A 20,971-nucleotide genomic window follows, 5' to 3' on the forward strand; every position below is an offset into this window, starting at 1 on the left:
AGGTAGTTACGACATGAGTCGCTCAGAAGAATTATATACTCAGGCACAAATCAGTATCCCCGGAGGCGTTAACTCGCCGGTTCGGGCGTTTAATGGAGTTGGCGGCAGCCCCATTTTCTTTGAGCGTGCTGAAGGCGCTTACATGGTGGATGCCGACGGCAAACGTTATATCGATTACGTCGGCTCATGGGGTCCCATGATTCTGGGACATAATCACCCGGCAGTGTTAGAGGCCACTCTGCAGGCAGCAAAGCGAGGCTTGAGCTTCGGTACACCAACGGAAGTTGAAATCACCATGGCGGAGACTATTCGCAAAATAGTCCCTTCTATTGAAAAGGTGCGTATGGTAAATTCCGGCACTGAAGCCACTATGACGGCCATTCGCCTGGCACGCGGCTACACCAGCCGGGATAAAATCCTGAAGTTTGAAGGTAACTACCACGGCCACGCCGACTCCTTGCTGGTTAAAGCGGGTTCAGGTGCTTTGACTCTGGGTGTTCCTAACTCGCCCGGCATTCCTGAAGATTTTGCCAAACATACCTTAACCGCCACTTACAACGATATTGAATCAGTGAAACAAATTTTCGCTGAAATGGGCGATGAAATTGCCTGCATTATTGTTGAGCCGGTAGCTGGTAACATGAACTGCATTCCACCAGCTCAAGGCTTTTTGGAAGGCTTACGCAGTCTTTGTGACGAGCATGGTTCAGTCCTGATTTTTGATGAAGTCATGACCGGTTTCCGTGTGGCCCCGGGCGGCGCTCAAGATCGCTACAAGGTTAAACCTGACCTCACAACTTTAGGTAAGGTGATTGGTGGCGGTATGCCAGTCGGCGCTTTCGGCGGCAAAAAAGAAGTTATGAACTACATTGCGCCGTTAGGTCCTGTTTATCAGGCAGGCACCTTATCGGGAAACCCGGTTGCTATGGCCGCCGGCTTAGCGGCATTACAGCAATTATCTACCCCAGGGCTTTATGACCAGCTTTACCAACGCGTTGACACGCTACTGGACGGCTTGCAGGAACGCGCTGACAAGGCTGGTGTACCAATGACAACCAACCGCGCCGGTTCTATGTTTGGTTTCTTCTTTACCGAAGAGCCCGAAGTGACCACTTACGCTCAGGCTACACAGTGTAATATGGAACACTTTAAGACGTTCTATCACGCGATGTTAGAGCAAGGCGTGTATCTTGCGCCATCGGCCTTTGAAGGCGGCTTTATGTCCGCAGCGCACAGTGAAGAAGACATTCAGAACACTCTGGATGCCGCTGAAAAAGCCTTTGCTAAGTTAGCCACCAAATAAACGCTCCCACCAGCTTTTCTCGCGGATATTGCCTTCACAGGTAATATCCTCGGGAAGCCTGATTTCCTCAGCCGGTAATTTACGACCATTACCGCAATCTTCAGGAATTCGCTGTCCCGTTGTCGGGTGAAAATTTTGCATTTGCAGAGGCTCCGGTACATCTAAAGCCATGCTCAACGGCGGTAAGTAATCATAAAAATCCGCCACAACGTTGAGAGCCCCGCTACTGCCGGTTAAGCCTACGGGTTGATTATCGTCACGGCCTAACCAAACCGTAACTACATGCTCGCCATCTACTGCCACAAACCAGCTGTCACGATAATCATTCGTTGTACCTGTCTTGCCACCAACTACCTGACCGGCTAACGCACTTTGAAGACGACTTGCTGTGCCCTCAGCCACTACTCCACGTAAACCATAACGAGTCAGATAAGACACGTTTTTATCGAAAACTTCTTCTGTCTCAGGTGCTTCGCGCCTATAAAGCACCTCACCCTGATGCGTGGTGATAGACGAAACCGCAGCCAAAGACTGATAACGACCATCATTCATCAACGCACTGTACATTCGTGTCACCGCCATAGGAGACAATGACGCAGCCCCCAAAGTCAGCGATGGATAGGCTTGTAACGGCGTTGTCACGCCTAACTCGCGTAAATAACTCACCAGTTGATCTATGCCCACTTCCATGCCCACCCGAACGGCCGGTAAGTTGCGCGATTGAACCAGGGCATCGTACAACAGCAAACTACCATCAAACTCTTTATCGTAATTTTGCGGCTTCCATTCTTTGCCCTTTTTGTCAGATAACGTAATGGGTTCATCTGCAACCGGCGTATGCAGACCAACGTTTGAATCCTGCATCGCAGCGGCATAAATAACAGGCTTCATTAATGAGCCTATCGGTCGCAATGCTAACAGCGCCCGGTTATAACCTATAGCCTGACTTAAGCGGCCACCAGCCAGTGCACTCACCGTGCCGTTACGGTAATCAGCAACGACCATTGCGCCTTCTAACTTTTTATCTTCGCCGCCAGCCATAAGCTGTTGTGCTAACGAACGCTGTACTGCACTTTGTGCGTCCACCTGCAAATGCGTAAAGATTTTCAGCCCGGTTTCCTGCCAGTCTTCCGGCAGGATAATGCGCTTCATTTCCCGACGTACTAAGTCCATATAATGGGGGTACGGGTGTTCAACCAGACGGCGGCTTTCTTTAACGTCAAGCGGCTGTTCAACCGCCGCAACGTAGTTATCTTTACCAAGCAGGTCCTGTTCAAACATGACTTTAAGCACGGTGTCTCTGCGGCTTTGGGCGCGCTCCGGGAAACGTCTTGGGTCGTAATAAGAAGGACCTTTTATCATCCCCACCATTAAAGCAATTTCGCTTGGGGTTAGCTCCTGTACTTGCTTACCAAAATAGAACTGGCTGGCAAGCCCTATACCGTGAATCGCATTGCTTCCGTCCTGCCCAAAATACACTTCGTTCAGGTAGGTCTCTAATATGGTGTTTTTATCAAAACGGTAATCGATAACCAGCGACATCATGGCTTCGTGAAACTTGCGCCACAGTGTCTGCTCTCGGCTCAGATAAATGTTTTTGACCAGTTGCTGAGTAAGAGTAGAGCCGCCCTGAACCGTTCTGCCCGCTTTTAAGTTAGCAGCTAAAGCCCGCAGAATAGACCACGGCGATACGCCCTGATGATGATAGAAGTTTCTGTCTTCAACTTTTAATAAGGTTTCAATAAGTAAGTTAGGCACGACTTCCAGCCCAACTAACAAACGGTCTTCTTTACTTAAGGTACTAATGCGGCCTATCAGCTCGGGTTCCAGACGAAAGCTTTCCAGCTCTCTGCCACTGGGCCAGCTTTTTATCGACTCAATACGGTCACCGCGAAAGTTAATTTGCACTCTTTGCGCCATTTGCGGTCCATCGGAAAAGTCGAAAGGCCGCCTGTGCACCATGACATTGTTTTTACCAACAGAGTAGTAACCCGACTGCCCGGTATTACTATTACGCTGATAACCCACCCGCTCCAGAACATCGACCAAACGTTGCAGACGCATAGGATGACTCTTTCTTAACGTTACCTCATCGGCGTAAACCAAAGCAGGTGCCTGATAGCGCTTGTTACTAAAATGACGCGACAAACTGGCATCCAGATAAATGGCATAAAGCCCGATGACGGCGATAAGTACCAGCCCTATCTTAAAGCTTGTCCAGAACAGGTATTGAAACCATCGACTTTTTATCACTACTGCTGCCTTTTGGTTTTAAACGTTGCAGTTGCATTCAGAGGGTCTTCGGGCCACGGATGCTTAGGGTAGCGACCACGCATTTCTTTGCGCACGTCGGCGTAAGCATTTTGCCAGAAACTCGCGAGATCATCGGTTCGCTGTAACAGACGCCCGGCCGGCGACAGAAGATCAACGGTCACAACTTGTCGATTATCGATAATTTTAGGCGACTCAGAGACACCAAACATTTCCTGTAATTTGACCTCAACCCGGGGGTTGTCGTCCAGATAATTTATAAACACTTTACGTTCTGTCGGTGTCAGCCACCATTCGGGGCAGGCCGTATTAAGACGTTTCAGTTCTGAGTAGTTGAGAAAATAACACAAAGCTTCGTATGGATCCCACTGCTGCAATTGCTTTAGCGACCGGATATTCGTCCAGTAGGGCGCAGCCCAGCGCTCCAGATTATTGAGTAATCCTGCATCGCTCATGTCGTAAGCGCCCAGCTCTCCGGCTTGTTGCAGCCAGTAAACCCTACGTTGTAGCTGTTTCGCGCGTTGACTCCAGTTGAGTTTATCCAGGCCTTTATCGCGCAACCACAGGCAGAAGGCGTCGGCTTTTTGTTCATTAGAAACCGATCCACTATTCGTGGTTTGACTGAGTACCACGGAGCCCAGCTGAGTGCGGGTTATTTGTCGCAGTTGTTGCTGCTCACCTACCCATTCAGCTGTTTGCACGGTCTGTAAAGGAATACCGGCTTCTTTCAGTAATGACGGGGCATCGTCCACAGGTAACAAACAGCGGCTGCGGCCTATCGTATCTTGCTCATGAAAGGTGACATCAAAAATAATTGCCCAGGTTGGCTGCTTAAGACGACTGCTGTCGCCATTCACCCGGCCACCACAGGCCAGTTGAAAGTCGCCGCGGCTGACATCGTACTTTGCGACTCGGTCGGGGTAACCCTGCAGTAAGGCAGCGGCAAGGCCTTCTTCACTGGTTGTTGCGGATTCCGCGGAGTCTGCAACTTCTTTCAACCCAAAATGGTTTAACCAATAGCGCCAGCGTTGTTGCCACAAAGGCGCCTGATTTCGTTGTTGATAATGCTGCTGAGTGCGTTCAAATAGATCGACTGTTTTTATGCTAGTTTGCTGCTCTTCCAGTGTAGCCAAAACACGAGCCATAGCGGCTTGCTGCTCGTTCACCAAAGCTTTGGCTGCGTCCGCCACCAATAAAATTCTGGGATCAAAACCGCCGGACTCGAGCTGTCGGGCTTTTGCGGTTAACTGCCCCTGTTTTATTAAGCCGGTGCTGGCTAAAAAGTCGATCGCCGCGGCGCAATGGCCGGGGTCGGGCTGAGAAAACCAGGCCAGTTGATTCACCTCACTGCCCCAGCGCAGTACATCCAGTACCAGTGCTGATAAATCCTGAGTGGCAACGTCCGGAGGCGCATAATCGGCAAAGCCATGTTCATCGGAGCGCGCCCACAAGCGAAAACACTGCCCCGCCTGTTGACGCCCCGCGCGGCCCGCACGCTGTGTTGCTGATGCTTTGGCAATACGTTGCGTTGCTAACTGGCTTAGCCCGTATTGCGGCAGGTATTGAGCCCGGCGCTCGCGACCACTGTCGACAACCACATCAATACCGTCCAGAGTTAAGCTGGTTTCAGCAATATTCGTTGCCAGAATAATGCGTTTTTCGTCCGGCGCCTTTAATACTTGCCGCTGTTGCTGCAAGGGGATACGCCCGTGCAGGGGTAAAATGATTGTGCCCGGCGGCATTCGCTGGCTCAGTTCAGTCGCAATCTTTTGTATTTCATAAATACCGGGTAGGAAAACCAGAACACCTTTTTCGGCAGCAGCAAAGGCTTCGACAACCACTTTGGGTAAGTCAGTCAGCCATTGAGTAACATGAGATGCTGGGCGATAGTGATACTCAACCGGATAACTCCGGCCTTCGCTGCGCAAAACCTGCACCTGATCACAGTAACTCTCTAACCAGAGTTTCAGGCTTTCTGCTGGCAAGGTGGCCGACATAATCAGCAGGTTTAAATCCGGACGCAATGGCAGGGCATCAATCACCAACGCCAGACTTAAGTCACTGTGCAAATTGCGTTCGTGGAATTCATCGAAGATTAGCGTGCCAATACCGCCAAGCTCAGGATCCTCCTGTAGCCATCGCACCAACACGCCTTCCGTAATAACGAGTAACTTAGTTGCCTTACTGCGCTTGCTGTCGCCGCGCACCGTGTAACCAACTTGCTCCCCCACCGACTCGCCCAACTGCTTAGCCAAATAATGAGCAATATTCAGCGCAGCAACACGCCGGGGCTGCAGCATGACAATAAGACCGTCATTAGCAATACCCTGCTGCAACAGAAATAGCGGAAGTTGTGTTGATTTACCGGCACCGGGCGGTGCCTCAATAACGACACGCGCTGCCGGAAAGGCTTTCGCCAGCTCCGGCAGCACGCTCTCAATTGGCAAGGTCATGCCAAATTAATCACCTTGTACGGTTGCGGCTATGGTGCGAACACCGGCCGCGGTAGCGCCTGTCGCCCACATAGAGGTCGCCGATTTTTGGTAAGCGCCAGCTAAATCGAAGTGCAGCCAGCCTTTGCCGCTGTTCGGCGCAAAGCGCAGTAAAAAGCCCGCGGCATTACTTGCACCACCGGCACCACCACCTTTTTGCGGGCGGCTGTTGGCCGTATCAGCAAACGCTGACGGGCAGTTCTCACTGTGCCATGGGGCTAAAGGTAAGCGCCACAATAGCTCATTTTCTTTATCCGCATTCGCCAATGCTTTAGTGGCAGCCACTTCATCCACACTAAACAGCGCGTTGTACTCATTACCAACCGCCATTTGCGCGGCGCCGGTCAGTGTCGCCGCATCAATAATCTGTTTAGCACCAAACTCACCCGCGGCCTGTAAGCCATCGGCCAGCACCAGACGACCTTCTGCATCGGTATTAACAACTTCAACCGTCAGGCCGTTTTTATAGCGAATAATGTCGCCTAACTTGTACGCGCGGCCATCAATCATGTTTTCGGCACAGCAAAGAATGAGCTTCACACGCTTATTCAAACCGCGGCGTATTGCCAGCGACAATGCGCCGGATACGGTAGCTGCACCACCCATATCGCACTTCATGGCGAGCATGCCTTCGCTTGGCTTAATGCTGTAACCACCACTGTCGTAGGTAATACCTTTACCTATCAACGCGGTTTCTACTGGCGCATTGTCATCGCCGGTTGGGTTGTAATCTAATACCAACAACCCCGGCGCGTGCTGACTGGCGCGACCTACCGTATAAATTCCCATCCAGCCGGCGTCTTTCAGCGCTTCACCTTTTATGAATTCCGCGCTGACGGTATCTGGTGCCAGAGCCTTAAAGTGCTCGGTTACGCGTTGCGCCAAACTTTCAGGATAAACCTCTTCCGCTGACAAGTTGGTCAGCTCGCGACTGAAACGAGTCGCTTCACGCATGGCATCAAGTTCTTTCGCGGCGGGTTCATCGGTTTTACTCCAGATAACCTGGTTGGTTGACAAGGTTGACGTAAACCCTTGTGACAACGCCCACTGACGCTCCAGATTCCAGTCACTGCCAGCAGCTTCAATGGTTACTGCTCCGGTATTGTCCAGAGTCCGGCCTGCTTTCTGGATACGCCGCAAGTTTTCAGCTTCATCTTCAACTAAGATGATGTGTGCTTTGTTTTCACCAAAGACTAAGTTTGATTTTGGATTCCAATAACTTGCGGGGGCTTCCTGAGTTAAATAGATTGCGAGTGCGCTGGACATTCTGTACCTCTCCCGATAATTTGCTGTCTGTTTATACTAGAGTTATGAGGTCTCTGATGCAATTTAACAAGCCCCTGCGCCAGGGAGTTTTGCAAAAAAGATACAAGCGTTTTCTCGCCGACATTGATTTTGGTGACAACGAAACGACAACAACCCACTGCCCTAATACCGGAGCCATGACCGGATGTGCAGAGCCTGGCTTTACGGCCTGGTGCAGTGTTTCTGATAACCCCAAACGTAAATACTCACTGACCTGGGAGCTCGCTCAGAATAACAACGGTGAAATGATTGTGGTCAATACACAGCACGCTAACCGCATGGCCGGAGAGTTACTGCAAACCAACCTTGTGCCTGAATTAAGCCAGTGGCAAGAGCTAAAACCAGAGCAACGCTACGGTAAAGAAAAAAGCCGCATCGACTGGTGGGCTGTCGACCAGAATAACCGTGAATGCTTTATTGAAGTGAAAAGTGTCACTTTAGCGGATGCGGGTCAGGGTTACTTTCCCGACGCAGTCAGCCAACGCGCTCATAAACACCTTAATGAACTTATGCAGGTTGTGGCCGATGGTCATCGCGCCGTGCAGCTATACATGGTAATGCACGACGGTATTGAACAAGTTTCCCCCGCCGCACATATCGATACCCAGTATGCTGAGCTGTGTAAAAAAGCAGCGTCAGTCGGAGTCGAGTTTTATGCCGTAAAGTGCCGCGCGTCGGCGAAAGAAATAAAACTGGAGAGACCAGTTCCCGTAAGCCTTTAAAACTCAATACATTCACAATTTTAGCGCAGAAATTTAATCCGAATGACATTGCCAACCGTACCCCTTTCTGGTATACGTAGCGTCCTTTTTTTAATGTACCGCTTTTTAAACACTCTTTTATAGAGAATGTAGGAGATCCATGATGCCTCAAGGCAAGGATAAGAAAACCCATGGCATCCTGGCGATGGCCGGCCTGGAGCCGTATCAGGAAAAACAGGGTGAAGAGTACATGAACGATGCGCAACGTGCGCATTTTCGTCGTATTCTGGAAGAATGGCGTCGTCAATTACGTCAGGAAGTTGATCGCACAGTGCATCATATGAAAGACGAAGCAGCGAATTTTCCTGACCCGGTAGACCGCGCTGCGCAGGAAGAAGAGTTCAGTATCGAACTGCGTACACGTGACCGTGAGCGTAAGTTGATTAAGAAGATTGAAAAAACCTTACAAAAGATAGAAGAAGATGATTTTGGCTTTTGCGAATCGTGCGGTATTGAAATTGGTATCCGCCGCTTAGAAGCTCGCCCAACAGCTGACCAGTGCGTGGACTGTAAAACGCTGGCGGAAATGAAAGAGAAGCAAATGACCGGAGCCTAAAGGCTCATGTATCGTGGCCGTTTTGCACCAACACCTTCAGGGCCTTTGCACCTGGGATCATTAGTAGCTGCCGTTGGTAGCTACTTAGATGCTAAAGCGCATAAAGGTGAATGGCTGGTTCGCATTGAAGATGTCGATAAACCGCGAGCCGTGGCCGGAGCGGCCAATACCATTTTAACTCAGTTAGAAGCTCACGGTTTAGAGTGGGATGGCCCCGTTTTATACCAAAGCCAGCGTGACTCAGTTTACCAGCATCAGCTCAACCAGCTGGAAAACGCTCAGCGTCTTTATCAATGTGACTGCAGTCGTCGGGCTATTCGTGCCCGCAGCGATCACTACGATGGCTACTGTCGTAACCACCAGCCTCGTTCAACCCCCTTCGCCCTGCGCTTTGTTAACAATAACCCGATTGATGCATTTAATGACCGCGTGCACGGCGTATTAGAAGATCACTCTGCTTCAGTCTGTGAAGACTTCGTACTGAAACGCCGCGACGGATTGTATGCTTACCAGCTGGCTGTGGTCGTTGATGATATTGAACAGGGAGTTACCGATATTGTACGTGGTAGCGACTTGATAACTCCTAGCTTCTGGCAGCTCACTTTATGGCAGTATTTCACCGGAAATCAGCCACGAATGATGCATTTACCGCTGATAATGAATGACGATGGTCGCAAGTTGAGTAAACAAAACCATGCGCCGCCGATTGAGTCCAGCCAGGCAAGTAATAACCTGTTCATGGCGCTGAATTATCTGGGTATTGAGCCGGAACCGGAGCTGCGGCAAAGCCCTGTCAGGGAAATATTGCAACAGGCGTTGCAAAGTTGGTGCAAAAAGTGGCATATAGCAGGTCGTTAACGGTACAATATACAGACAACAACTGATTCTAAATAAAAACAATGGTAAGGGAGAACCACCATTATTAAGCGAATAAAAGCACTGGCAAAGCGCGCCTTTTCCAGTAAGGCGGCAGAGCCTGAATCCAGCCGGTTACCCAAGTTACAGGTTATCCCACGGGACAAACATCCAGTATCCCGTAGCGATATCAGTAAAAATGCAATAAAGGTTCTTTACCGTCTGCACAACAGCGGTTTTGAAGCCTATCTGGTTGGCGGTTGCATCCGCGATATTCTACTGGGGCTTGAGCCAAAAGATTTTGATGTCACCACCAATGCCACACCAGAGCAGATTAAATCCCTATTTCGTAACTGTCGCCTAATTGGTCGTCGCTTCCGCCTTGCGCATGTCGTGTTTGGCAAAGAAGTCATTGAAGTTGCTACTTTCCGCGGCCACCACGGGGACAGCCCGCAGGAAGAAAACAAGAAAAACCGCACGGCAGACCAGGATGAGCATGGTCAGCTGGTTCGCGATAATGTCTACGGCAGCATAGAAGAAGACGCCGAGCGCCGCGACTTTACCACCAATGCGCTGTATTACAATATTGCCGATTTCGCGATCTACGATTTTGCCAACGGCGTTGATGACATTAACGCCGGTATTTTGCGGATGATTGGTGACCCGGAAGTACGCTACCGTGAAGATCCGGTGCGCATGCTTCGCGCCGTTCGCTTTGCCACAAAACTGAATATGCAAATGGATGACTCAGTCAGCGGTCCGTTAAAAGAACTTGCCCCGTTACTGATAAACATTCCACCGGCGCGTTTGTTTGACGAGTTCCTGAAAATGTTTATGTCGGGCAAAGCTGAAGCTAACTTCCTGATGATGAAAGATTTCGGACTGTTTCAGCAGTTATTCCCGATGCTGAAAGATTACGTCGCTGATGAACAAAGCCCGGCCTATCAAATGATGCTGAAGGCCTTTAAAGACACCGATAGACGCATTGCAGAAGAACAGCGTGTTACCCCGGCCTATTTAATTGCGGTGTTGTTGTGGTGGCCGTTGCAGGCTCGACGCGAACAACTTGAGAACGAAGGTGGCCTGCCACCAATGGACGCATTAAACGTTGCCGCAGCTGATGTTATTCACAGACAGTCGCAACGCGTTTCATTACCCAAGCGGTTCAGTCTGCCAGCCAGAGATATCTGGCAATTGCAGCGTCGCTTGAATATCACTAAAGGCGTGCGCGCTCAGAAAGTGCTTGAACATAAACGGTTTCGTGCGGCCTACGACTTTTTATTGTTACGCTCTTATGCGGAAAACGGCGATAAGAAATTAGCCGGGCTGGCAGAGCACTGGAGTAAAGCGCAGGACAACCCGGAGCAATTAAAGTCGTCTAAGCCGGAAGCGAAGTCAGGCCGGCGCAAACCGCGCCGTCGTCGTGGTCCGCGCCGGAAGCCTCAGGAAAACAAAGGTAATGACGCAACATAAAGCCTTTATTGCGCTGGGTAGTAACCTGGGCAAGCCGGTGGATAATATTCTATCGGCTTTAAATGTGCTGAATAATGATTCCCGCTGGCAATTATTAGCTTATTCCTCACTTTACGGTAGCAAGCCTATGGGCCCGCAGGACCAGCCCGACTACGTTAATGCCGTTTGTTCTGTAAGCACCAGCTTACTGGCGGCTGATGTTCTGCAAGCTTTGCACGATATAGAAGATGCTTTTGGTCGTAAACGTGTCAGACATTGGGGCGAGCGCACGCTGGACTTGGATCTGCTGCTGTTTGATGAACAACAACATCAAACTGACTCTCTCCGGGTTCCTCACCCGGGGTTATACGAACGCAGCTTTGTACTTTATCCTCTGGCCGAAATAGCCGCCGACAAACTTTTGCCTAATGGCAATACCGCAAAACAACAAACAGAGACTCTTACCGAAGAGGGTCTGGACGTGCTAATCTGTCGGTCTGATATAACCATTTAAAACTGCTGAAGGTGCGTCATGGCAACAACCAAAACCAGCATTGCAACGTTACAAAAAATGAAACAGGAAGGGACCAAGATCAGCTCCCTCACCGCCTATGACTCAAGTTTCGCTAAACTCATGACCGAGCAGGGCGTCGACTTTATTTTGGTGGGCGATTCACTGGGTAATGTTGTCCAGGGTCGCGACTCAACGGTGCCGGTAACCGTCGATGATATGATTTACCACACTCAATGTGTGCGTCGTGGCGCGAGCAATGCCTTTGTTATAGCAGACATGCCTTTTATGACTTATAGCACACCTGAGCAAGCCTATGATGTCGCCGCAGCTTTAATGCAGGCGGGCGCCAACATGGTAAAGCTGGAAGGCGGTCACTGGTTGGTTGAAACCATTGAAGGCTTAAAGACCCGGGGCATTCCGGTGTGCGCTCACCTTGGTTTACTACCACAATCGGTTAATGTTCTTGGTGGTTATAAAGTACAAGGCAAAGAGCAACAACAAGCCGAGGACACACTGAACCAGGCTTTGGCTCTCGAAGAGGCCGGCGCTCAATTGCTTGTTCTGGAATGCGTACCCGCTTCTCTGGGGAAACGTATTACCGACCAGGTATCTATTCCCACTATTGGTATTGGCGCAGGCGCAGACACCGACGGACAAATTTTGGTCATGCACGATATGCTCGGTATGAACAGCGACTACCTGCCTAAATTTGCCAAAGACTTTTTAGCTCAGGGTGGCTCGCTTGCTGATGCATTCCGTTTATATTCAGAACAGGTGCGCTCAGGCGAGTTTCCAACAGCAGAGCATAGCTACAAATGAGAATTCTAAAATCCCTTGCTGAACTTCGCAGATGGCGTCAACAGCAGTCTGAAGTCGCTTTAGTACCGACTATGGGCAACCTGCACGACGGTCACCTGCAGTTGGTCAAAACGGCGTTGGAACGATGCGACAACGTGGTTGTCAGTATTTTTGTCAACCCGATGCAATTCGGTGCAAATGAGGATCTCGACAGTTATCCGCGCACGCTCAAAGCCGACTGTCAGGCGCTGGATGCTTTAGGGGTCTCTGCGGTATTTAGCCCTCAGGTAAGTGATATGTATCCCCGCGGGCTCGACAAACAGACGCGAATTGACGTCCCTGGCATTAGTGACATTCTTTGCGGAGCCAGTCGCCCGGGGCACTTCACCGGCGTCGCTACTGTTGTCTGTAAGCTATTTAATATGGTGCAGCCACAATTGGCCGTATTTGGCGAAAAAGATTATCAACAACTTCAGCTTATTCGCTTAATGGTACAAGACCTAAGCCTGCCTGTAGAAGTTCTGGGAACAGCCACACAGCGGGAAACCAGTGGCCTGGCCATGAGCTCTCGTAATGGTTACTTATCCACAGAGCAAAAGCAGCAAGCGGCGGCGCTTTATAAAACCCTGGAAGAAACCAAAGCGAAACTGAGTGTAAATACTCATTTTGGGGAGCTGGAAGCTGCAGCAAAAGAAAAGCTGACTGAAGCCGGGTTTGTGCCGGACTATTTCAGTATTCGCAACGCCGCAGATTTACAGGAAGCGACTCCTGAAGACCCTGAGTGGGTCATTTTGGCAGCCGCTTTTATGGGGAAAACGCGTTTAATTGATAACTTACGGGTTACCAACACAGCGACTAAATAAGCATACCCAGTTCGCGCATTTCAGTGTGCAAAGCGCCACGCAAACTGGTGGCTTTTGCCGCAATTTTACGCTGTTCGCATAACACTTCCTGAAGCATGTCGTCGGTTGTTAATGGGTTTGCCAGAACCACACGAAAAACCACCGTTGGCTCATGATGATATTGAGCAGGTGTCAATTTAGTTCGTGACACAAACGACTGCCCGCTTTCCCGCTGACGTTTTTGAATATAACGCGTCAATGCGTTTAAGTGCGGAGTTAGTCGCGCCAGCTGCTCTGGTGTCGCTTTATCCAGCACCTTTTTTACTTTAGCTGGCACAAAACGATAGGTCAGAATACAAAGCTCCGGCTCAGTAATGACTTCAAAGTCATCCTGCTCAGAAATCAGCTTCGAGAAATAACGCGCTTTATCAATACTGTTATTAATCAGCAGCTCGTAACCGCGGCGGCCAATAACGTGCATGGCTGAAAACACCATCATAGCCATACCCGCGCGTGAACCTTCCATTGAGTGTGCCCCTAAATCTTTAGAGCCTTGACGGATAATATATTCGGCGTGATGTTCTATCGATTTAACCAGTGACGGGCTCTTAAACAGCACCACGCCTGCGCCCATAGGGACATACATTTGCTTATGCGCATCAATAGTGACACTGTCGGCTCTCTCAATACCAGCCAGTAGTGAACGGTGCTGTTCGGACAATAAAGTCGCTCCCCCCCACGCCGCGTCAACGTGAAAGTGTGCACCCACTTCTTCTGCTACAGTAGCCATTTCGTCGAGAGGATCGATGTGCCCAGTTTCGGTGGTACCCGCAACGCCCACAAGAGCAAGCACTTTGCCGCCCTCTTCTGTAATCCGCGCACAGGTTTTACGCAGTTCATCAATGCGAATGCGGTTGTCGCTGTCGGTTGCAACTGAGACTAAATTTCGGCGACCAATACCAAGTACGTCAGCTGCTTTGCTTAAGGAATAGTGACCACGCTCAGACACCACGACGGTTAGCTTTGAATAACCGTAATGTTGAAGGCCTGCGGCCAATCCATCTGCGGCAATTCCCGCAAAATCGCCGTCAGCCTGCAACAAGCGATTTCGAGCGACCCAAAGCGCGGTCATATTGGCTATAGTTCCACCCGAGCAAAAAGCTCCCAAAGAATGTTGCGCGCTGTGCATCCAGCGATTATAAAACGGCGCATCCTGCTGATACACCAAGTGATGCATCATGCCAATAACGTTACGCTCCAGCGGCGTGAAGGCTTTAGACGTCTCAATTTTAACCAGATTCTGATTCAGCCCCACCATGAGTTTAGCTAAAGGCAGCAGAAAATAAGGTAAGGCAGATGTCATATGCCCAATAAAGCGTGGTGACGCCGTATGCACCGAATGAGCGACCAGCTTATCCAGCAGAAATTCTGTATGGTCGGAGACAAAAGCAGGCTCTTCCGGTATCTGTGACTTATCAAAGTCACGCTCAATTTCCTGCAGCGGTTTTTCCCGGGCAACAATGTGTTCACCTAAAAAACCCATCAGGTTTTCTGAAAGATGCTTTTCGATTTTACCCAGCGTTGAGTCAGGAGCCTCAGGTATCGTAAAAATACGATACAACGACTCCTGGTTCACTTCCGCTATTTCTGGTTTAGGGCTCAATCAAGACTCCTTAGATAAATTCGCGTGCAGTTGCCATAAAGCCTGACCGCTGTTCTTATATTTGCGTTCAAAAGGGGTTATTGGCTCAGCGTCATCGGACAGCAGTGAGATATCGGCGTAATGCCCGCTCACCTTAAGTGCCTGCGCCACTTCTAACAAGTATAAGCTCCAATTAGAACGCATATGCAATTCACCACCAAGCGCAACCACATCTTTCCATACCGGGCTACCATGCCAGCGGCGTGCTAAATGAGCCGATTTAGGCCAGGGATTCGGGTAAAAAATACAATGCTGCCGGGGCTGCCATCCGGCCCGGTTCGCCAATCGCCAGAAGTCATTCAGGTCGGCTCTTACCACCCAGTACCGCTGACCATTCTCGCTGGTTTGATAGTGGCTGTGACGGTCAACCCGATGCGCCGATTTATCAACGCCGATAACCATAGCATCAGGGTGAATTTCTGCCAGTTTTGCCGTACTCTCGCCCACGCCGCAGCAGGAATCCAGAATAACAGGTCCGCCCCAACTCATTACCTGCGCATGAATTTCGTCGAACGCCTGCTGGTTGTGCTCCTGAATCGGTTTCAAAAACTCACTTTCTAAATGGCGACGAACCGCGGCTTCAGTGTCTTCATGCGGTCCATTCTGGTTAGTCGTAACCGGTCTTGCCTGCTGCATCAGGAGCGGATCCCTATGCCTTTATCGAGGATGTAATAAGCCGCCGCAAAGAACAGCACATTGAAGCCCACCAGAACTGCTATAGCTAGACCAATACCCACATCTGACTGACCTAAAAAGCCATAACGGAAGCCATTAACCATATACAACACCGGGTTTGCCATAGAGACTTTCTGCCAGAATTCCGGCAACAGACTAACCGAGTAAAACACACCGCCTAAATAGGTTAGCGGCGTCAGTACGAATGTCGGAACGATAGAAATATCGTCAAAGGTTTTACCGTAAACGGCATTAATTAACCCGCCCAGACAGAATAAGGTGGAGGTTAAAATGACCGTTAATATCACGTAACCAATATGAGCAATTTGGATGTCTTCTACAAAAAAGAAAGACACACAAGTAACAATAACCGCGACAATCAAGGCTCTGGCCATACCGCCACCGACATAACCGGCAATAATAACGGCGGTTGGAACCGGCGACACCAGCATCTCTTCGATATTGCGCTGAAACTTAGCACTAAAGAAAGATGACGCCACATTGGAATAGGAGTTGGTAATCACCGACATCATAATAAGGCCGGGAACAATGAACTCCATGTAGCCGACGCCACTCATTTCACCAATTCGTTCACCCACGATGCTACCGAAAATGACAAAGTACAGCGTCATGGTGATTGCCGGCGGCACCAGAGTTTGTATCCAAATACGAAGAAAGCGGGTGCACTCTTTGATCCAGATGGTTTTTAACGCAATAAAATTCGCTGCGGAATGGCTCATTTGGCTTCCTCCTGCTGACGCCCCTGCTCGACCATAGACACAAACAATTCCTCTAAACGGTTGGCTTTATTGCGCATTGACAGTACTTTTACCTTTTGGGCAGAAAGCTGCTCGAACACGGCGTTCAGCCCGGCATTTTTATCAACTTCCACTTCCAGTGTCTGCTCATCTGTCCAACGGTGATTAAAGTTCTCTATTTCTGCACCGTTATGGCCCGGTTCTAAATCTAAGACAAAGGTTTCACGGCTTAGCTGCGCCAGCAAGCGCTTCATTGACGTGTTTTCAATAATGCGGCCACTATCAATAATACCGATATTACGGCACAGCATTTCGGCTTCTTCCAGGTAGTGCGTGGTCAGAATAATGGTAATACCCTGCTGGTTTATCTTGGTCAGGTAGTCCCACATGGACCGGCGCAGTTCGATATCAACGCCTGCCGTTGGCTCATCCAGAATCAGTAATTTAGGTTCGTGCAGTAATGCGCGGGCAATCATCAGACGGCGTTTCATGCCTCCAGACAAAGAGCGTGCCGGCTCATTGCGCTTATCCCATAACCCCAGCTGCTGCAGATATTTTTCAGAGCGCTCTTTCGCCAGAGACCGCGGAACACCGTAGTAACCCGCCTGGTTGACTACAATTTGCTGAACGGTTTCAAACTGATTGAAGTTAAACTCCTGCGGCACCAAACCAATTTGGCGTTTTAAATCGGTGAGCTGCGTGTCTAAGTCGTAACCGAAAACCTTCACCTGACCCGAGGTTTTATTTACCAGCGATGAGATAATTCCGATGGTGGTCGATTTCCCTGCTCCATTAGGACCAAGCAGTGCATAGAAATCACCTTCCTCAACCTCTAAATCAATACCTTTTAAGGCTTCAAAACCACCGCGGTATGTTTTTCGCAAGCCTGTAATTTCTAGTGCTTTCATAGATCTCTTTATGACTCCTTTCCATAGCCCCAACGGCTGACTAAACGCTGCTCAAGGCCAAGATGATCCAGGATTCTGGCCACCATAAAATCGATTAAATCATCAATGCTTTCTGGTTGATGATAGAAGCCCGGCGCTGCCGGCATTATCGTTACGCCCTGCTGACTGAGTTGCAGCATGTTTTGTAAATGGATTGTCGAAAGCGGAGACTCTCTCGGAACTAAAATTAATTGTCCACGCTCCTTCAGTACGACATCGGCGGCGCGCTCGATCAACGTATTACTGCTGCCATGCGCAATTGACGACAAGGTGCTGGTTGAACAGGGGCAAACCACCATTTTTGCGGGCGCAGCTGAACCCGAAGCCACCGGCGAAAACCATTCTTCTTTGCCGTAAACTTTGAGTTGCTCAGCACCAACCGAAAAGTGTTCACATAGCATTGCCGCTGCTTTGTCAGGAGCGGCCGGAATTTGCATACCCTGCTCCGTTGCCAGTACGACCCGGGCAGCACTGGAAATGAGCAACAGTACCTGTTGATCCTGATCAAGCAAACATTGTAACAAACGCAGCGCGTAAGGGGCACCCGAAGCACCGGTTATCGCAACAGTAATTCTATTGTCGGTTTTCATTGAACGGTTCCTGTGTCATTCAGTTATTGCAGGGCTTTAAGAAAGCGCTGGTGCAAACCATCGAAGCTGCCATTGCTCATAATAAGTACGGCGTCTCCGGTTTTGACTGCAGCCAGCAACCCTGCCAGCAAGTCATCGGTCGACTCAAACACATGCGCCTTGGGTATTTTTTCGGTCAGTTGCCATTGTAGCCCTTCGGGCTGCAACACGAATACATCGTCTGCATCTTCTAATGACTGAACCAAAGTATCGCTGTGAACGCCCATTTTCATGGTATTTGAGCGCGGTTCAAGTACCGCAATAATGCGACTGTCAGGCTGATGCTGACGTAAACCGGATACGGTTGTTTTAATCGCGCTTGGGTGGTGAGCAAAATCATCAAAGACTTTTACGCCGCGGTGCTCACCTAATAACTCCATACGTCGCTTGGGGCTTTTAAAGCGGATTAGCGCCTGCGCACTCTGCTCAGCTTTTATGCCAACATGGGCGGCGGCGATAATGGCCATCATGGCATTATTAACGTTATGAGTACCCAATACGTTCCAACTAACCTGCGCAATGCATTTACCCTGGTAATGCACTTCGAACTCCGTACCGTCAGCTTTAAGCAATTTAGCCTGCCAGTCAGCCTGCTCACCCATACGTACCACCGGACTCCAGCAGCCTTGCTTCAGCACCTCTTCCAGAGCTTTATCGCCCGCGGGTGAGATCACCTGGCCGGTGTCGGGAACGACCCGCAGCAAATGCGCAAACTGTCGTTGAATAGCCGCTAAATCTGGGAAGATGTCTGCATGATCAAATTCCAGATTATTCAGAATTAACGTATCCGGTGCGTAATGAACAAACTTGGATCGTTTATCAAAAAACGCTGTATCGTACTCATCGGCTTCAATCACAAAGAAGTTGGAATCGGTTAAACGTGCACTGACCGGAAAGTTTCCCGGCACACCGCCAATCATAAAACCGGGATCAAAGCCGTTATCTTCTAAAATCCAGGCCAGCATACTCGCAGTCGTGGTTTTTCCGTGAGTTCCGGCAACCGCCAATACCCAATGCTGAGTTAATACGTTGTCGTGCAGCCATTGCGCGCCAGACACATACGGAATACGCTCCCGTAAAACCGCTTCAACTTCGTCGTTACCACGGCTTAACGCGTTGCCGATAATCACTATGTCGGGGCATGGCTTTAAATTGTTATGCGAGTAGCCCTGCATCAATTCAATGCCGAGATTTTCCAGTTGCGTGCTCATGGGCGGATAGACCTTAGCATCAGACCCGGTTACCCGGTGACCAAGTTGCTGTGCAATGGCGGCCACGCCTCCCATAAACGTTCCGCAAATCCCAACAATATGAATGTGCATGAGCTTTCTAAATCCGTTCGCTTTAAAAATACCGAAAGTGTACCACCGTCCTTGCTGACAAGCAGGATTTTTACCAAAAAATAAGGTATCATTTGCGCTCTCTGAACAAACATTTGTTAGCACCCAATAACCAGAGCTGCAGGAACTTTCATGAAACGTTTATTACCAACACTGAGAGCGGATCAAACCAGCGAATCGCTTATCTCTGTTATTAACACCATTCAAATTGCAGCCAAGGAAATTTCTTTCCGTCTGCATCAGGGCGCATTAGCTGGAGTCTTAGGCTCAACTCTGGACGAAAACATTCAGGGCGAAACGCAAAAGAAGCTCGATGTTGTCGCCAATCAGCTGTTAAAAACTCTGTTGCTTGAGTCACCTAACGTCCATGCGGTTGCCTCTGAAGAAGAAGACTCCATTGTCGAAAGCCCGAACTCAGGCCATTACCTGGTGGCATTTGATCCACTGGACGGCAGCTCTAACATCGACATTAACGGTGGTGTGGGTACTATTTTCTCTATTCTGCGTAAGCCTGAGGGCGAAGAGACCAGCGAGAACATGTTCCTGCAACCAGGTAAGGCTCAGGTTGCTGCCGGTTATGTCTTGTATGGCCCCGCAACTATGCTGGTTATGACGACCGGTAAAGCGGTGCGAATTTACACTCTGGATCAGACCGTTGGTGAATTCTTGTTGACCCATGAGAAAGCGGAAATCCCGAAAGATACCAAAGAGTTTGCTATTAATATGTCGAACCGCCGTCACTGGGCTGACCCTATCCGCGCATACATTAGCGACTTGCTGGAAGGCGAAGAAGGCCCGCGCGGCAAGAACTTTAATATGCGCTGGAATGCTGCGATGGTCTCTGATGTACACCGGGTTATTTCGCGTGGTGGTTTATTCACTTACCCCTGGGATGCCCGGAAACCGGAAAAACCCTTTAAGCTGCGCCTTTTATACGAAGCCGCACCCATGGCAATGCTGGTGGAAAAAGCCGGCGGGAAAGCCACCGACGGCTACAGCCGTTTATTAGAAATTGTGCCAGAACATATTCACCAGCGCGTCTCGGTGGTTATGGGCTCTGCTAATGAAGTGAGTGTGTGCATGGAGTACCATAGTCAGTATCCAAAACCGTATTAGACGGATGTCGATATTGCGTGGCTATTGCGTGAGTGGCCCGAGCCGCTATAATCGCGCAGTACCTTTTTTTATTATTTTATTACTACAGCAGGAAGTACTATGAGCTTAGGAAACGTAACGGCTGGCTCAAACATGCCAGAAGAAGTTAACGTCATCATCGAGATCCCGGCAAACGCCGATCCGATTAAATACGAAGTTGATAAAGACACCGGTACATTGTGGGTTGACCGTTTTATGGCGACCGCTATGTTTTATCCGGCCAACTACGGTTTTGTTAACCAGACGCTGTCTCTGGATGGTGACCCGGTAGACGTACTCGTCCCGACTCCGTACCCGCTGCAAGCTGGCTCTGTTATTAAATGCCGCCCGGTTGGCGTGTTGAAAATGACTGACGAGTCAGGTGAAGACGCGAAAGTTATCGCAGTTCCGGTTAGTAAGCTGACCAAAGAATACGATCACATCAATGACGTTGATGACCTGCCTGAGTTGCTGAAAGCACAAATCACTCACTTCTTCGAGCGTTACAAAGAGCTGGAAAAAGGTAAGTGGGTTAAAGTTGACGGTTGGGGTGATGCCGCCGCAGCAAAAGAAGAAATTGTGTCTTCTTTTGAACGTGCGAAAAAATCGTAATTTAAAGTGGTCAGCAGCACCGACG

19 protein-coding genes are annotated in these 20,971 nt (G+C 49.7%); 10 read left to right on the top strand and 9 right to left on the bottom strand.

From position 1 onward, the window contains the following. Positions 1–13 precede the first annotated feature (13 nt). Complete coding sequence (gene hemL / locus Q5L94_RS05795) at positions 14–1,303, top strand: glutamate-1-semialdehyde 2,1-aminomutase (RefSeq protein WP_317497493.1); 1,290 nt, start codon at positions 14–16, stop codon at positions 1,301–1,303. Here the strand turns inward: hemL and mrcB are convergent. Genes mrcB through pepB form a run of 3 tightly spaced genes read right to left on the bottom strand, consistent with a single transcriptional unit; the run spans position 1,289 to position 7,332 of the window. Beyond that, positions 1,289–3,556, bottom strand: coding sequence for a penicillin-binding protein 1B (gene mrcB / locus Q5L94_RS05800; RefSeq protein WP_317497494.1), 2,268 nt, complete (start codon positions 3,554–3,556; stop codon positions 1,289–1,291). The genes hemL and mrcB overlap by 15 nt on opposite strands. After that, positions 3,556–6,027 carry an ATP-dependent helicase HrpB gene (gene hrpB, locus Q5L94_RS05805; RefSeq protein WP_317497495.1) on the bottom strand — a complete coding sequence of 824 codons (2,472 nt, stop codon included), beginning with the start codon at positions 6,025–6,027 and terminating at the stop codon, positions 3,556–3,558. Before hrpB ends, mrcB begins: the two co-directional genes overlap by 1 nt. Positions 6,028–6,033: 6 nt before the next feature. Further along, positions 6,034–7,332 carry an aminopeptidase PepB gene (gene pepB, locus Q5L94_RS05810; protein ID WP_317497496.1) on the bottom strand — a complete coding sequence of 433 codons (1,299 nt, stop codon included), beginning with the start codon at positions 7,330–7,332 and terminating at the stop codon, positions 6,034–6,036. Between the two features lie 56 nt (positions 7,333–7,388). On the opposite strand from pepB, the gene sfsA reads away from it, so the two are divergent. The 7 genes from sfsA to panC all read left to right on the top strand — a co-directional run bounded on the left by sfsA (position 7,389) and on the right by panC (position 13,170). Beyond that, positions 7,389–8,093, top strand: a complete 705-nt coding sequence (gene sfsA / locus Q5L94_RS05815) for a DNA/RNA nuclease SfsA (RefSeq protein WP_317497497.1) — start codon at positions 7,389–7,391, stop codon at positions 8,091–8,093. A gap of 142 nt (positions 8,094–8,235) precedes the next feature. Then, complete coding sequence (gene dksA / locus Q5L94_RS05820) at positions 8,236–8,688, top strand: RNA polymerase-binding protein DksA (protein WP_317497530.1); 453 nt, start codon at positions 8,236–8,238, stop codon at positions 8,686–8,688. Between the two features lie 6 nt (positions 8,689–8,694). Then, positions 8,695–9,546 carry a tRNA glutamyl-Q(34) synthetase GluQRS gene (gene gluQRS / locus Q5L94_RS05825; RefSeq protein WP_317497498.1) on the top strand — a complete coding sequence of 284 codons (852 nt, stop codon included), beginning with the start codon at positions 8,695–8,697 and terminating at the stop codon, positions 9,544–9,546. 150 nt (positions 9,547–9,696) lie between these two features. Beyond that, positions 9,697–11,016 carry a polynucleotide adenylyltransferase PcnB gene (gene pcnB, locus Q5L94_RS05830; protein WP_317497531.1) on the top strand — a complete coding sequence of 440 codons (1,320 nt, stop codon included), beginning with the start codon at positions 9,697–9,699 and terminating at the stop codon, positions 11,014–11,016. Then, positions 11,003–11,509, top strand: a complete 507-nt coding sequence (gene folK, locus Q5L94_RS05835) for a 2-amino-4-hydroxy-6-hydroxymethyldihydropteridine diphosphokinase (protein ID WP_317497499.1) — start codon at positions 11,003–11,005, stop codon at positions 11,507–11,509. Before pcnB ends, folK begins: the two co-directional genes overlap by 14 nt. 18 nt (positions 11,510–11,527) lie before the next feature. Further along, positions 11,528–12,328, top strand: a complete 801-nt coding sequence (gene panB, locus Q5L94_RS05840) for a 3-methyl-2-oxobutanoate hydroxymethyltransferase (RefSeq protein ID WP_317497500.1) — start codon at positions 11,528–11,530, stop codon at positions 12,326–12,328. Next, positions 12,325–13,170 carry a pantoate--beta-alanine ligase gene (gene panC, locus Q5L94_RS05845; protein ID WP_317497501.1) on the top strand — a complete coding sequence of 282 codons (846 nt, stop codon included), beginning with the start codon at positions 12,325–12,327 and terminating at the stop codon, positions 13,168–13,170. The genes panB and panC overlap by 4 nt, the downstream gene beginning before the upstream one ends. Here panC and panP read toward each other — a convergent pair. From panP to mpl, 6 genes are read right to left on the bottom strand one after another with little or no spacing between them, the layout of a single operon-like run. Continuing rightward, positions 13,163–14,812 carry a pyridoxal-dependent aspartate 1-decarboxylase PanP gene (panP, locus tag Q5L94_RS05850; protein ID WP_317497502.1) on the bottom strand — a complete coding sequence of 550 codons (1,650 nt, stop codon included), beginning with the start codon at positions 14,810–14,812 and terminating at the stop codon, positions 13,163–13,165. The genes panC and panP overlap by 8 nt on opposite strands. Then, positions 14,813–15,487, bottom strand: a complete 675-nt coding sequence (trmB, locus tag Q5L94_RS05855) for an SAM-dependent methyltransferase (RefSeq protein ID WP_317497503.1) — start codon at positions 15,485–15,487, stop codon at positions 14,813–14,815. It lies immediately after the preceding gene. Continuing rightward, complete coding sequence (locus Q5L94_RS05860) at positions 15,487–16,266, bottom strand: ABC transporter permease (protein ID WP_034822007.1); 780 nt, start codon at positions 16,264–16,266, stop codon at positions 15,487–15,489. The genes trmB and Q5L94_RS05860 overlap by 1 nt, the downstream gene beginning before the upstream one ends. After that, positions 16,263–17,192 carry an ABC transporter ATP-binding protein gene (locus Q5L94_RS05865; RefSeq protein ID WP_317497504.1) on the bottom strand — a complete coding sequence of 310 codons (930 nt, stop codon included), beginning with the start codon at positions 17,190–17,192 and terminating at the stop codon, positions 16,263–16,265. Before Q5L94_RS05865 ends, Q5L94_RS05860 begins: the two co-directional genes overlap by 4 nt. A gap of 8 nt (positions 17,193–17,200) precedes the next feature. Beyond that, on the bottom strand, positions 17,201–17,821 hold the full coding sequence (locus tag Q5L94_RS05870; protein WP_317497505.1) for a flavin prenyltransferase UbiX: 621 nt from the start codon (positions 17,819–17,821) through the stop codon (positions 17,201–17,203). A 23-nt stretch (positions 17,822–17,844) separates the two neighbouring features. Continuing rightward, positions 17,845–19,182: a UDP-N-acetylmuramate:L-alanyl-gamma-D-glutamyl-meso-diaminopimelate ligase gene (mpl, locus tag Q5L94_RS05875; RefSeq protein ID WP_317497506.1), complete on the bottom strand. Its 1,338-nt coding sequence runs from the start codon at positions 19,180–19,182 to the stop codon at positions 17,845–17,847. A 150-nt stretch (positions 19,183–19,332) separates the two neighbouring features. On the opposite strand from mpl, the gene Q5L94_RS05880 reads away from it, so the two are divergent. Together Q5L94_RS05880 and ppa are read left to right on the top strand one after the other, a co-directional pair. Then, on the top strand, positions 19,333–20,316 hold the full coding sequence (locus tag Q5L94_RS05880) for a class 1 fructose-bisphosphatase (RefSeq protein WP_317497507.1): 984 nt from the start codon (positions 19,333–19,335) through the stop codon (positions 20,314–20,316). Between the two features lie 99 nt (positions 20,317–20,415). Further along, positions 20,416–20,946 (top strand): inorganic diphosphatase, encoded by a 531-nt coding sequence (gene ppa / locus Q5L94_RS05885; RefSeq protein ID WP_317497508.1) that lies wholly within the window; start codon positions 20,416–20,418, stop codon positions 20,944–20,946. The last annotated feature ends 25 nt before the right edge of the window (positions 20,947–20,971 follow it).

This window comes from Idiomarina sp. Sol25 (genome assembly GCF_033052775.1).
Classification (GTDB): domain Bacteria; phylum Pseudomonadota; class Gammaproteobacteria; order Enterobacterales; family Alteromonadaceae; genus Idiomarina.

Coding starts and splice junctions, on each gene's coding strand:
- panC (WP_317497501.1), top strand. CDS start 12,325: ATGAGAATTCTAAAATCCCTTGCTGAACTTCGCAGATGGCGTCAACAG.
- trmB (WP_317497503.1), bottom strand. CDS start 15,487: ATGCAGCAGGCAAGACCGGTTACGACTAACCAGAATGGACCGCATGAA.
- dksA (WP_317497530.1), top strand. CDS start 8,236: ATGCCTCAAGGCAAGGATAAGAAAACCCATGGCATCCTGGCGATGGCC.
- gluQRS (WP_317497498.1), top strand. CDS start 8,695: ATGTATCGTGGCCGTTTTGCACCAACACCTTCAGGGCCTTTGCACCTG.
- mpl (WP_317497506.1), bottom strand. CDS start 19,182: ATGCACATTCATATTGTTGGGATTTGCGGAACGTTTATGGGAGGCGTG.
- ppa (WP_317497508.1), top strand. CDS start 20,416: ATGAGCTTAGGAAACGTAACGGCTGGCTCAAACATGCCAGAAGAAGTT.
- pepB (WP_317497496.1), bottom strand. CDS start 7,332: ATGTCCAGCGCACTCGCAATCTATTTAACTCAGGAAGCCCCCGCAAGT.
- Q5L94_RS05865 (WP_317497504.1), bottom strand. CDS start 17,192: ATGAAAGCACTAGAAATTACAGGCTTGCGAAAAACATACCGCGGTGGT.
- sfsA (WP_317497497.1), top strand. CDS start 7,389: ATGCAATTTAACAAGCCCCTGCGCCAGGGAGTTTTGCAAAAAAGATAC.
- hrpB (WP_317497495.1), bottom strand. CDS start 6,027: ATGACCTTGCCAATTGAGAGCGTGCTGCCGGAGCTGGCGAAAGCCTTT.
- folK (WP_317497499.1), top strand. CDS start 11,003: ATGACGCAACATAAAGCCTTTATTGCGCTGGGTAGTAACCTGGGCAAG.
- Q5L94_RS05880 (WP_317497507.1), top strand. CDS start 19,333: ATGAAACGTTTATTACCAACACTGAGAGCGGATCAAACCAGCGAATCG.
- Q5L94_RS05860 (WP_034822007.1), bottom strand. CDS start 16,266: ATGAGCCATTCCGCAGCGAATTTTATTGCGTTAAAAACCATCTGGATC.
- Q5L94_RS05870 (WP_317497505.1), bottom strand. CDS start 17,821: ATGAAAACCGACAATAGAATTACTGTTGCGATAACCGGTGCTTCGGGT.
- hemL (WP_317497493.1), top strand. CDS start 14: ATGAGTCGCTCAGAAGAATTATATACTCAGGCACAAATCAGTATCCCC.
- panB (WP_317497500.1), top strand. CDS start 11,528: ATGGCAACAACCAAAACCAGCATTGCAACGTTACAAAAAATGAAACAG.